The sequence below is a fragment of the Bifidobacterium choladohabitans genome (assembly GCF_016102005.1).
Taxonomy (GTDB): domain Bacteria; phylum Actinomycetota; class Actinomycetes; order Actinomycetales; family Bifidobacteriaceae; genus Bombiscardovia; species Bombiscardovia choladohabitans.
In genome coordinates this window covers 566618-578345 of the sequence record NZ_JACFPL010000001.1, presented here as the reverse complement: position 1 = coordinate 578345, position 11728 = coordinate 566618, and the positions used below count along the sequence as shown (strand labels likewise).

Below are 11728 nucleotides of genomic sequence, written 5' to 3'. Positions count from 1 at the left end.
TGCTTATAATACTCTTAGTTATAATAATGTTTGTGTATGTTGAAATGCTTGTATATACCTAAAACAGCTTGTTTACAGAAAGGTCGAAGAGTTTGTACAAGTAAAAACCAATTTCATATTGAGCATACATATAACGTCTGAGAAATCATATTGACTGTATAATCTTTTATACACCTAATAGAGCTGTTGTTCAGACCAATGTCTGATGAGAAACTCACCTTTGGTTGGCGGGGCTTCGGTGCTGGGAACGAAAACGCATATTACCTTCCTTACCGGCTTTGATGTTCCTTGGGCGCTATATGACGGATCTAAGGCAGCATGGCCTTAAAGAAGTAGGCGAACTCAAGTTGATGGTTGCGATGGAATGCTCCAGTTGAGTGAAGGTGTTCCACCGTCCTTGTTGTAATGTGCTTCTTCGGTTCGCTAAGCCCTCAGGCTTTTAGTGGAAGTCTCAAAACAGCTCGCTTTTAATCTGGTAAACAAACTATGGCACGGTGCTTTACGATTCTACAGACAGTGTACTTTTAAATCAGATTAAAGGACATGCGTATCGATACGAATTGTTCCGTCTAACGCGGATGCGTGCGGCCGAGCTTGCGAATTACATTCGCGCCCTTGATGGTGTCATTCAGGACACCCGATGTTGCCTCGTTCAGTAGAATATCTGCAGAAAGCTTGTTTTGCAGCATGTTTGAGACGTAGCCGAGCGGATTGTTGCCACGGCTGACAATTCCATTGTTGTTCGTTTCCGACTTCCAGCCCATCCGAATAGTTTCGGAGACAGCATAAGCTACTAAACAGCTTGAACTTAGCTCACAGCGCCTAACGGCATGCCCCCCCCCCTCCCCACGCCCTATTCGTCTTGTTCTGCTAGAAGTAGCACCTCTAGCTTCTTGCACATCTATCACAGCTAGAATCACAGCCGCCGGATACATAAACGATGCAATATTGACTCGATAGAGCTACCTCAAGTTCCACTTCATTGCATAAAGGCCACCAGCCGCTCTAAACTCGAAATGCGGTAGTAAGAATAGATGAGAGGGAGAGAAATTACGACTTGGGTTGAATGGGCTAGTTTCGGTATATCGATAGTCAGTCTCATTGCGTCTGTTACAACGTGCGTAACATTTGCTATAACCGCATGGAAATGGGCTAAAGACAAGTCACGTATCGTTGATGCTTTCCCCGACATCGCAAATATTGGGACTTGGACTGCCAAACGAGGGACCGAGTTGCTTAAACAGGGATCGTATCTTCGTATCCAAAATATCGGAGCGACTGGCGTGTGCATCCAAATGATATGGATGAAGAGCTGCGAGGTGTCGTTCAAAATGATGTCTCTCAGGAAAGAGACGATCAGTAATATTCTCATGCCGGGGCAATCGATGAATATACCATGTAAGAACATAGGAGAAGACGCCACAGTAGTGCTCGAATACGTTACTCACAGCGACTCGAAGACAATCAGATTCGAACGATTCAAACTTAGCGAGCTCATACCCACAACATATTTGCTCCAGCTGTATTCAAAGCCAACCAGAAGACAGAAGAAAAAAGAAGAATACGCCGGAGGTCAACTTTTTGATGAGGCAGTAACTGGTGATCGGCGTAGATATATTCATGACATCACTAAAGACAAAATGTCAGCGTTTGATAATGCTACAAACTGGCTTGGTGCAAACCACTATAAGTATGTAGTGGTGGGCACAGGCATGCTTTCTGAAAACAATAACGAACCACGCACTCCCGTTCCTTGAACGCTTTCACTAAGTCAAGAAAACTTTAACTAGTTTTCTTTGTTGCAATAAACTCCTTTTCAATCTCCATATATTCAGAAGGAAGGGTAAATTTCAACCTTAATTTCTGATTTTGTTGATATATGCGAAGTTGAATCTATCTTACTAAGTCTAAACTACACGGCCGCAAAGTTTCTTTAAAATGAGAGAGTAATTCTCTAAGACTGCAAGCTAAATCTGATTCGACGAAGAGACTGAGAAGACATCTTTGTACTTTCAAAGTTATCGAATGGATATGAAGTTATGCAGTAAAGCTATACTCCATATCTCACCGAAAAGGATGTAATTTCCTCCTAAGGGGAGATTTTGGCGATTGATTTACAGTTTACATTGCGGCTAAACAATGAAACTGCGACACAAAAAACAAAATATAAACGCCAGCTATGAGTGCTATTGCGAGTACTGAGGTTTGTATAGCGGGTAGAGCGGGGATGGGAGGGAACGAATCAGGCTGAACTGTCCACAATTATTGGTCATTATTTGTTTCATTTAATGGGAGCTGGATATAAGGGGGAGCTACATACGGAAACTCAGAAGATGACGCTATATAATCCATTTCAAATATTGAAATAAACTCTTAAAACTAGAGTAATACAAGAATTAGTTTTGGGCTAAATAACTTACTGGTAGCGGGGTCAGGATTTGAACCTGTGACCTCTGGGTTACTGACCCAGAGGTCACAGGTTCACCGCCCCGGCGGCGAACCCTACGAGTTCATTCTAACGGCGTGATGACATGGCTTCATGTCAAGGAAGAAAGCCCCTGCGCCCCAATGGCGCGAATGCATAGATAAATGGATTGAAACCCTCCAGGCCGGCAGTCTCTCTGCCCTGAGTGTCGACACCAGGCGCCGGCAGCTCACGAAGCTCAGTAACGACTTGAGAGGGTCGCCGCAAAATGTCACCGCAGAAGAGCTGGTGCACTGGTTCGCGGCGGGAAACTGGAAGCCGGAGACCCGTAAAGGGTACAGGAACGCCGCCTCATCCTTCTTCGGATGGCTTTATAGGCCAGGCCGGGCCGAGCAGGACATATCCAAGGATCTGCCCAGTATCCGGCGGCCCCACGCCCATCCGAGACCATGCCCCGACCGGGTCATCCTGGTCGCGCTGAGCAAAGCCAACGAAACCGAGATGCTCATGATCAGGCTGGCCGCCGAATGCGGGTTGCGACGGGCCGAGATAGCCCAGGTGCGCAGCGACGACGTCATGGACGACCTGCTGGGCCGGACCCTCATAGTCCATGGCAAGGGCGGCAAGCAACGCCTGGTCCCCCTGCCTGACGACCTGGCCCAGAAGATCATCGACCGGCATGGCTGGCTGCTGCCCGGCCGCTGGTCAGGGCACGTAGAAGCCAGCTATGTAGGCAAGCACATCGCCCGCCTGCTGGGCGGCGAATGGACCGCCTACAGCCTCCGCCACCGGTACGCCACAATGATTTACCAGGAGACCCACGACCTGTATCTGGTCAGCAGGCTGCTGGGGCACGAGTCGGTCGAGACAACGCAGAGGTACGTAGCCATGCCCGATTCACGTCTCAGGGCCGCTCTGGCGAGTGCCAGGCTGGTCAGCTGACCTATTTGCCGGCCATGCGAATGGGGTTATAGACGACTCCGAAACCGGCGGCGAGATAGCCGCCCACCGTGGTCAGCCAGTCGCCCAGGGCAGGGTTGGCGAAGCTGTGTACCCCGCTGCCGATGATGACCAGGGCCATGGCCACGATATAGATGGCGGTCCTGGTCCGTTCGCTGAACAGCGGCTTATATTCCTCGGCGGGTCCTGCAGAATGCTTCGGGTCGCTCATGGCTTGACCTCCTCGACAGTGATATGCAGTTGGTCGAGCTTGTTCTTGACCGCCTGCTGGACTGTGGCAGCGATGTCGGCTGGATTCGCCCCGACTGCTCTGGTCAGGGTATCCATAGTCGCTCCTTGCGCTGTAATGAGGGTCTTAAACTCGGCGATTTCATTGCGGGCCTGGATGACACCGTCCAATACGTTACGACCGTCAAGAACGGTTTGCAGTATAAGTCCCTTTTGCGCCCCTTTCTGGACGCAACCCCGTATCCAGTTTGTGTGCCACTCGTTCGTCATTTTTTATCGATTGCCTTTTCTGCGCCCTTTTGGGCTCTGTTGCGAGTCCAAGCCGAGTCGAAGCTGTCATACTTCATTGTTTCTCCTCCGTATCGGAGATATGCATTCCAGGGATAGTTATAATAGGGCTTCACGTTTGTTTCGCTGCCAGTCTGATCGCCTGAAAGACCTTTAATTCCGCCATTCTCAGAGATAGGTGCTTGAGCCAACAAACCGTGGCCTAGATATATCGCCACATGTCGCTTGTCGTTGAGCAATAAGTCACCTGGTTTTGGATTGCCATCAGGGTGCAGACGCAACCAGCCTCTTACCGTAAGTTCAAAATTTAAATTCATGGTGGCAGCGGCGTTCCCGTGTCAAAACCCGCTTTTTGCAGGCAATGGACTACGAGACTGGAACAATCGCAGTTGCCTCCGGGGCGTATATTCCATCGGTCTATCCGGCTATATCCGAGACTCACGGATTCACACCAAGAGCGTATCCGGTCGGTTAATTTGTTAATATCGCATATTCTGATTTTTCAGTCATGATTGAGCAGTCCATCAGGAGGCCCTGGGGGAGGTGGAGGAGCTCGTCGATAGCTATGCTTTACAAGATTTCAGTTCCATCGTCAAAACAAGGCGTTAGGATTCTGCGTTCGTTGTGCTAAACGATAGGCTTTCAGCTTGTCGCGGACTGCTGACGCCACCGCTTTATGATTCCTCCCAACGCCACACCGGCCGATCCAAGGATTGCCGCCCACTGTCCCACTCATTGCGCTACAGGCCAGCAGATATCCGGCATCCCTACGCCTTTGCCGGCTGACCCATATATATTGTTAATTAGGCAAACCCCGTCTGAAGCTGACACTTTGATGAGCAGGGGTGTCGCGCCGTAGGCAGTGTATCCGAGAACATATCGATCGGATGCTGGTCTCGCTGGGGCCGGAATGGTAGTGAAGTCCCAGCCAGTATAGACTGGACTTGGAGAGTTAAATTGCCCTTCGATATGCACCATTCCGTGATTGATCAGGACTGAAGCTGTGGTGGGCTGGCTAAAATTCCTGGCTGGCAGCAGTTGTTTCGCCAACGTGATAGTAGTTTGTCCCCCTAGCAATGCTTGTTGGGCGTATCTGGATATTGTTAAATACCCATTATCATTCGGATGCATATCAAGTACTCCGCCGCCAAGGTCATAAGCCCATTCTGGATGCCCGTAAAGCCATGTCCATGCATCCCAAACAACATAGACACCAGTGTTATATGCAGCTGATCGTATCTCATCTGCGCGTGCAAGAGCATCTGTTGTGACTGCTGTGCAATCCCACATAATTGGGATTGTGACAACCTTGGCCGAAGGCCAAGAGTTATGCAAATAATCGAAAAGTTCTTGTGCTCTTCCTATAACATCGGCCTTTCCGTCATTACGGCCGCCAGCTACGATTATTACATCTGGTTCGAGCTTCTGCTCTCTAGCGTATTTAGCTTGGTCTAAAAAGGTGCGTCCTTCCAATCCTGGAAGGCTAAACCCGCTCCCTCCGGATGCGAAATTATATTCGTTCCAGCCCATGGCTTTTGCAAGAAGCGTACTCCATCTTCGCGAGCTGCTTGAAGCTCGTAAACCTTCGGTATATGAATCACCAATGAAAAGACAGCTCCTACCGTAAAGGGCTCCTCTCGTTTCTGATCCCACATCTCTGATCAATGTCGCTAGGCCAATATCTTGTAGATTGCCAGATGTGGCTGTGAAGGATGCTGTCTCATCTTGCCATTTCTTAGTATCCGTAGCAGTTGTCGTGTCAATATCAGTTACCTGGGAATGAAGATTATCGATATTATCATCGATGCTCTCTGCCATTGTCCGGAACTGGTTACTCGTATTTTTTGCGATGTTCGTTCTGGCAGGGTACGTGATGTGGTGTTGCGGGGTCTTCAACATGGTGTCTCCTTTTATCGTTGTTATTGTTGGAAGTAGGTGATTTGTGAGAACTCACTTCAGGCGATGGGTAGGGCTCTCCTATGCAAGTTGATGGGTTCCAGGTTCTGCGAGTGGCGATCGTATATGCTTTGTTCAGTGTTTTAGAGCGGTATCGAGCATGGGCTAGTGGACTCTTCAACGGCCTGGCGGGAGAAAGATGCGTAACCTCGCAAGTCTTGATGCCAGTGGTCTGGGTGCCAAACCTGATCTTGCCGAAGGGCTGGGCGCAGCCTCTGCCGCTCTGCTTGAAAGACTTCGGGGCGTCCCAAGTGTTGATAATGTTGCCGAACGGAGTCGGCAGCCCATCGGGCATGTCGTCTGGGCTTCCTCGCCCGGAGTCATCACCCTGCCTACAATCTTCACGCGTTGCCATAGACCCGTTCCGCTCATGGCACCAGTGATAGCCGTTCTGAAACGACTTAGCAAGGATACCGGGTTCAGCTAGATCCAGATGGTTCACAAGGGCGCAGGCAGGGTCAGCAAGTTTGAGGCGTCCAGATGGTGGCGGACTCGTCCAGCTCTTCATCGGTGGCGTGGAGTGCTATCCCGTTCTGTAAGCAGAATACGAAGGCCTAGCCGGCGGCCATGTAGTCGCCAACTGTCATTTGTGCGAACCGGATGGCAGGGTCACTCACCCGATCCGTCGTAGCTTCCAGCCGGCGTGCAGGTCGGTGTTCGGTCCTCGGTCATCCAGCACAGGGAGCATGACAGCAGATGCAGAAGTGGCGCATCTTGTCGGGAGTCCGGCACGGTGAGCAGTTGGTTGGCGGTAATGCCATCAATCCCGCGGATGTTGGCTACGGTGTCCTTGCCTCAAGGTGGCAGGGCCGGATGTGGCCGTCATCCTCGCAGTGGGTGGCGAAGTCCGGCAGGTCGATTCAGCATTCGTTGCCGTAAATCCTTATCACCTCAGCCTCTATGAGTAGGGTGATAGTCTACCGGCGGCCCATCAGTTGACCCTCTTGCGCCGGTCGGCAACCCTCTGGTCCAGCGTCCATAACTCATAACGGATCATACGGGACGGTTCAAGTCGGATGCATGCAGGCTCGGTTCGGCTAGCCCGTGTTCGCTTCATAGTCGATACCGATACACCGAGATAGATCGCCGCCTGCTTGGTGCTGGGCTTAGCTCTAGGGTTCATGATTGCCTTCCTAGAGCATCAGCTGCTGGCTAAAAGTCGATGACGGCTGATTGATTGTTTTGACTTGAATCTCGGCAACTCGGTCATTGATCCACCGGCGGAACTGCCGACCGTCTAGGCACCAATTTTCGCCACGTCTGTAGATCATAAGATCTTCAGCCTGCAATCCCCGGAATTCAATGAACAGTATTCAGCCCCAAAGGGCGACAGCATTCCCCGGCCGTTAATTCAGTGGAATCGCAGCGGCTCGCTGCCTTGTCAATTCTGTCAGCCAGTACCATTAGTGAGTGGACTTTATTAACCGGTTGTGAATATGGGCTCAATGCTTCGCCGATAGTTACTTTCGTTGCCATCAGCCCACCACTAGGTACTCGTAGGAGCGGCACCAGCGGGCCAGCATTCATAGTGTGGTCTCGACGTCATAGGCTTTCTGGCCGCGGACTTTCAAAGTGTGCCGGGACATGTGATTGTCCTGTATCAGCTTCTGGAGCTCGTTGTCGGACATACCAGATCGACGGATGATGGCCTGTCTGGTGAGATACTTGACGCCCTGCTGCTTGAGTGAGTCCAGATAGGGCAACAGGCTCCTGGTCTGCTGCCTGAGCGTTTCTTCGAAGGTGAGTTTTCAGATTCCAATGGTTCGGCTCCTTCCCTAGGTTGTGTTTGTGAGGACTCTTGGGCGGTGAGGTTAGAGAAGTCAAGACCTAGTCAGGCTCAGTAGCGATAGTTTCGGCTGGGTCTGACTGTGTAGGGCTTGGCAATGGCTTTCGGTATGGAGTCGGCCGTCGATTGCAAGAGCGTCCGAAGACGCCGGGAATGGTCCCGATGAGCAGACCACATGCATGGTAGAGCTGCCAGATTCCGCCTTAATCTGCGTTACCCACCGGTCTGGAGTAGAACTTCGTCTCGAAAATAGCGTGACTGCCACACGCCTGGCGTACCGGATGCTCAATCCCGGCTAAGCGCCTAGGGCTCCGCCACGCGGCCCATCAATGGCGTTCGGTTGTGCATCGCTCACAGCCGAACTCGGCTACTGAGGCACCCAGTGCCTCGGCCAGCCGCCATGGACCAGCCTGTTATTCTTTGCAATAGCGTCGCTGGACTGAGCATTGAACGCTTTCAACTGGTCCATCGTCAGGACCATCACCTGGCGAATATCGCCGATAAAAATCTCCACAGAACACATCAGGGTAATCCCGGTACATCGTTACATTCGTCTTCGTAGGCCTGGCTTATCGCCTTTCTCTCTCAGGCTTCAAAGCAATGACGATGGGAGTACACAGCGATCGCAGAAGTTTCTCCATGATTGTCAGGAGACGGCAATTCGTACCTGTCTTGTTCTCTATTTTGATATAGGAGCAACTAATGAGTTTATAACTAGTCTTCATGCCCGGCCTCCTGAAATTGAGACCTTCCTTCGCCGTACACTATGAGATGCATAAACAAATATCCGTCGTAGACGACGGAGGAAGGAAGGGTGCACATGTTGAAATTTGTAGGGGGCACTACTGAAATCGAAAATGTTAGTTATGAACTCACTTGCACGGAGGAAGAAATAAACCGCATACTTGGTGACGCAATTAGGAGTGCCACACAAAAAAGAGTTTATCGAGCAGGTACCGCTCCTGTCGTAAGAAATAGTAGCTATACGAATGGCATCATCCGCCTCCCGGTCGTTTATAAGGACGAAGATAAAGATATTGTCTTCGTAAATTTGAACCAGTTGTTGTGGTGGAAAATCGAGAAATCGTGAAGATGAGTAATCAATCCTCATCTTCGACTTCCGATCTAATCTGAACTTCACAGTCAAGTTGGGCAACAATGTCCTTCTTGGCTGTTTTCAGTTCCTTGGATGATTTGTTGTTACCAACAAATACCCGGACCTTGCCGGCGGCGTAAGAGAATAACTTGTGCCCGAAAGGTGAGCACTCGACTGTCACTTTTGCCATTATTTGGCCTCCATTGATTCACGACCGAGCAATGCGTCGACGCTGACATGAAATAGATCAGAAAGTTCTAGAACATCGACTAGGGTGAAACGAATTCGTCCCCTTCATTTTCTGTGTGATAAGCGAAGGTGTGCATCCCATCTCGTGTGCTAGATCTGTTCGCGACATACCTTGGCTGAGGAGTAGCTTATCTGGTCTTGCTATCAGACCTGTGTAATTACATTCATGTTCTTTAGCTACGCTAAAACTATAGAGCCTTTTTGCTTACTGGCAAACTATGAATGTCCGTTAGATTGAAGTTCATTTTTAATTATTGCTACAAAAGCTGTGGAGCAGAAAACAGCAAAAACATCGCTGGAGAGCATCATAAGCATCAACATGAAAGTCGCTCTCGCTGTACGCAACAAGAGCCAGGCAGACCTTGCTCGCGGCTTAGGAGTCTCTAGTGGTGTTATTTCTCAAAAATGCGTGGAAGGAGTACCTGGATAATTCCAGATATTGAAAAGGCCGGTGAATTCCTAAGGATTCAAGCGGCCAAGTTCCTCAAACCCAACGGACTTTTGGTAGCGGGGTCAGGATTTGAACCTGAGACCTCTGGGTTATGAGCCCAGCGAGCTACCGAACTGCTCCACCCCGCGTCGGCTGTTCAACACAGCAGTTATCTATGTTACGGATTCCAGCGCACTTGTCAAGTCCGTGTGTGGGAAGGCCTGCGCTGGGTCATAATAGAGTCATGCCTATCACCATCCCCACCGGATTGCCGGCCAGATCCATCCTGGATTCGGAGCGCATCTTCGCCCTGGAAAGCCACGAGGCGGAGCGCCAGGAGATGCGTCCGCTCAGGCTGGTCATCCTCAACCTGATGCCTACCAAGGTGGAGACCGAGACCCAGCTGCTGCGCCTGATCTCCAAGTCACCGCTTCAGGTGGAGATCGACTTCATGAAGACTTCCACCCATCAGGCCGTGCACACCAGCATGGATCACCTGGTCAAGTTCTACGAGAATCTGGACTCTTTCAAGGACAACTGTTATGACGGTCTTGTCGTGACGGGCGCCCCGGTGGAGCAGATGGACTTCGAGCAAGTCGACTACTGGGATGAACTGACCCGCATTCTGGATTGGGCCTCTACCCACGTCTTCTCCACTATGTATCTGTGCTGGGGGGCCATGGCCGGGCTCTACTACCGCCACGGCATCGCCAAGCGCGACCTGGATCGCAAGGTCTTTGGGGTCTTTCCCCAGTATCTGCAGGACGAGTACTGCTTCATCACCAATGGCTTCGACGAAATCGCCCTGCAGCCCCACTCCCGCTGGGCCGGGGTGGACCAGGACCAGGTGCGGGCCTGTCCGGATCTACAGGTGCTGACCTGGGGTCCCCAGTCCGGTCCCGGGCTTATCAGCACCCAGGATTTCTCAGAGATTTTCGTGCTGGGTCACTGGGAGTACGACCGTGACACCCTGGCCCACGAGTACCAGCGTGACATGGCCAAGGGCCTGGATCAGGTGCCTTTCCCGGTCAACTACTACCCTCACGACGACCCGACGTTGGAGCCGGTCTTCTCCTGGCGAGCCCACGCCAACCTGCTCTGGCGCAACTGGCTGAACTGGGTCTACGAGACCACCCCCTACGACTTGGACCAGGTGCCGACTCTGCGGGCTGCTGGCCGGCTAGGCACCGACCGATCCATCAGACACGCCCCTGGCTGCCCACGCACCGACGGTTATCGGCCCTTGACGGGTGACGGGTATGGGCTTATTCCGGGTGCTGTCAAGAGTTGATGACGGTCGCATTACATTCGTCATCGACCTGTCCACGTCGCGGTGCGGATTGGACCTGCGGCCACTATTTGTGACACACTGGATGAATCTATGGTTACCGTGGCTCCTGGTGTGGGCTACACTACCCATACGGTGCAGCCATGAGTCGCATACGCGCTATAGTGTTCACTGTGTCGTTCAGGAGGCGATAGATGCTAGAGGCAATGGGAAGTGAAGCTTTCAGTCTGGCCATGGCCAAGCCGAGTGAGCTGCCTTCCATCGATGATTTCCTGCCTCCTGAGATTCTTTTCCAGGGAACGCCTTTTGCCATGAACCGAATCATCCTGATCAGATTCGTGGCCATGGTCATCATTCTTCTGGTGCTGGGGATCACTGCCGCAAGGGCCAAGCTGATTCCATCCCGCTGGCAGGGGGCAATCGAGTGGGTCATCGAGTTCATCCGTGACTCGGTCGTCTATGACACCTTGGGCGAGATTCGTGGCAAGCGCTACGTGCCCATGATCACGACCATCTTCCTGACCATCCTGGTCTTCAACCTCTGTGGCATCGTGCCAGGCATGAACATAGCTGCTACGGCCACTATCACCATGCCTCTGGTCTTCGCCATCTGGACTTTCTGCCAGTACATGGTAACGGGATTCCGGGAGCAGGGTGTCTGGGGCTACTTCAAGTCGGAGCTCTTTCCAGCTGGTGTGCCCTGGCCTCTCTATATTATTCTGACGCCCATCCAGCTTCTGGAGATGGTCATCGTCAAGCCGGCCTCTCTGACCATCCGACTCTTCGCCAACATGATTGCCGGCCATCTGCTGGTGGCGGTTACCCTGGCCTTTACCCAGTTCTACATTGTTGAGGTCAGCAATAAGGCTTTGGCACTGGCTGGCGTCGGCTGGTTCGTTCTGGGCTTCGCCCTGACGGCCTTTGAAATCTTTGTGGCGGCCCTTCAGGCCTACATCTTCGCCATCCTGACCACGGTTTACATCTCCATGAGTTACCCTGAAGAAGGTTGAGCGAAAAGAACA

11 protein-coding genes and 1 tRNA gene are annotated in these 11728 nt (G+C 51.6%); 5 read left to right on the top strand and 7 right to left on the bottom strand.

Going from position 1 to position 11728, the window contains the following annotated elements:
- Positions 1-569: 569 nt before the first annotated feature.
- Positions 570-764 (bottom strand): hypothetical protein, encoded by a 195-nt coding sequence (locus H3S97_RS02505; RefSeq protein ID WP_198219515.1) that lies wholly within the window; start codon positions 762-764, stop codon positions 570-572.
- A gap of 270 nt (positions 765-1034) precedes the next feature.
- Between H3S97_RS02505 and H3S97_RS08350 the strand changes: the two genes are divergently transcribed.
- Both H3S97_RS08350 and H3S97_RS02495 read left to right on the top strand, forming a co-directional pair.
- Complete coding sequence (locus tag H3S97_RS08350; RefSeq protein WP_232356215.1) at positions 1035-1757, top strand: hypothetical protein; 723 nt, start codon at positions 1035-1037, stop codon at positions 1755-1757.
- A 956-nt stretch (positions 1758-2713) separates the two neighbouring features.
- Complete coding sequence (locus H3S97_RS02495) at positions 2714-3367, top strand: tyrosine-type recombinase/integrase (protein WP_332468255.1); 654 nt, start codon at positions 2714-2716, stop codon at positions 3365-3367.
- A 1-nt stretch (position 3368) separates the two neighbouring features.
- On the opposite strand, the gene H3S97_RS02490 is transcribed toward H3S97_RS02495, so the two are convergent.
- From H3S97_RS02490 to H3S97_RS02475, 4 genes are all read right to left on the bottom strand, one after another.
- Complete coding sequence (locus tag H3S97_RS02490) at positions 3369-3596, bottom strand: hypothetical protein (protein ID WP_198219512.1); 228 nt, start codon at positions 3594-3596, stop codon at positions 3369-3371.
- A gap of 283 nt (positions 3597-3879) precedes the next feature.
- Positions 3880-4218, bottom strand: coding sequence for an endolysin-like domain-containing protein (locus tag H3S97_RS02485; protein WP_198219511.1), 339 nt, complete (start codon positions 4216-4218; stop codon positions 3880-3882).
- Between the two features lie 415 nt (positions 4219-4633).
- Positions 4634-5800 carry an SGNH/GDSL hydrolase family protein gene (locus tag H3S97_RS02480; protein WP_198219510.1) on the bottom strand — a complete coding sequence of 389 codons (1167 nt, stop codon included), beginning with the start codon at positions 5798-5800 and terminating at the stop codon, positions 4634-4636.
- Between the two features lie 1580 nt (positions 5801-7380).
- Entirely contained in the window at positions 7381-7560 is a 180-nt protein-coding gene (locus H3S97_RS02475; protein ID WP_198219509.1) for a hypothetical protein, read from the bottom strand.
- Positions 7561-8463: 903 nt separating this feature from the next.
- Here H3S97_RS02475 and H3S97_RS02470 point away from each other — a divergent pair.
- Complete coding sequence (locus tag H3S97_RS02470) at positions 8464-8733, top strand: hypothetical protein (RefSeq protein ID WP_198219508.1); 270 nt, start codon at positions 8464-8466, stop codon at positions 8731-8733.
- Between the two features lie 10 nt (positions 8734-8743).
- Here the strand turns inward: H3S97_RS02470 and H3S97_RS02465 are convergent, their stop codons facing one another.
- On the bottom strand, positions 8744-8929 hold the full coding sequence (locus H3S97_RS02465) for a hypothetical protein (RefSeq protein ID WP_198219507.1): 186 nt from the start codon (positions 8927-8929) through the stop codon (positions 8744-8746).
- 561 nt (positions 8930-9490) lie between these two features.
- Positions 9491-9567, bottom strand: a tRNA-Met gene (locus H3S97_RS02460).
- Positions 9568-9662: 95 nt separating this feature from the next.
- Here H3S97_RS02460 and H3S97_RS02455 point away from each other — a divergent pair.
- A complete protein-coding gene (locus H3S97_RS02455; RefSeq protein ID WP_198219506.1) occupies positions 9663-10709 on the top strand; it encodes a homoserine O-succinyltransferase in 1047 nt (348 codons plus the stop codon).
- Between the two features lie 191 nt (positions 10710-10900).
- A complete protein-coding gene (atpB, locus tag H3S97_RS02450; RefSeq protein WP_154312856.1) occupies positions 10901-11716 on the top strand; it encodes a F0F1 ATP synthase subunit A in 816 nt (271 codons plus the stop codon).
- Positions 11717-11728 lie beyond the last annotated feature (12 nt).

Coding starts and splice junctions, on each gene's coding strand:
- H3S97_RS02505 (WP_198219515.1), bottom strand. CDS start 764: ATGGGCTGGAAGTCGGAAACGAACAACAATGGAATTGTCAGCCGTGGC.
- H3S97_RS08350 (WP_232356215.1), top strand. CDS start 1,035: ATGAGAGGGAGAGAAATTACGACTTGGGTTGAATGGGCTAGTTTCGGT.
- H3S97_RS02490 (WP_198219512.1), bottom strand. CDS start 3,596: ATGAGCGACCCGAAGCATTCTGCAGGACCCGCCGAGGAATATAAGCCG.
- H3S97_RS02485 (WP_198219511.1), bottom strand. CDS start 4,218: ATGAATTTAAATTTTGAACTTACGGTAAGAGGCTGGTTGCGTCTGCAC.
- H3S97_RS02480 (WP_198219510.1), bottom strand. CDS start 5,800: ATGTTGAAGACCCCGCAACACCACATCACGTACCCTGCCAGAACGAAC.
- H3S97_RS02470 (WP_198219508.1), top strand. CDS start 8,464: ATGTTGAAATTTGTAGGGGGCACTACTGAAATCGAAAATGTTAGTTAT.
- H3S97_RS02465 (WP_198219507.1), bottom strand. CDS start 8,929: ATGGCAAAAGTGACAGTCGAGTGCTCACCTTTCGGGCACAAGTTATTC.
- H3S97_RS02455 (WP_198219506.1), top strand. CDS start 9,663: ATGCCTATCACCATCCCCACCGGATTGCCGGCCAGATCCATCCTGGAT.
- atpB (WP_154312856.1), top strand. CDS start 10,901: ATGCTAGAGGCAATGGGAAGTGAAGCTTTCAGTCTGGCCATGGCCAAG.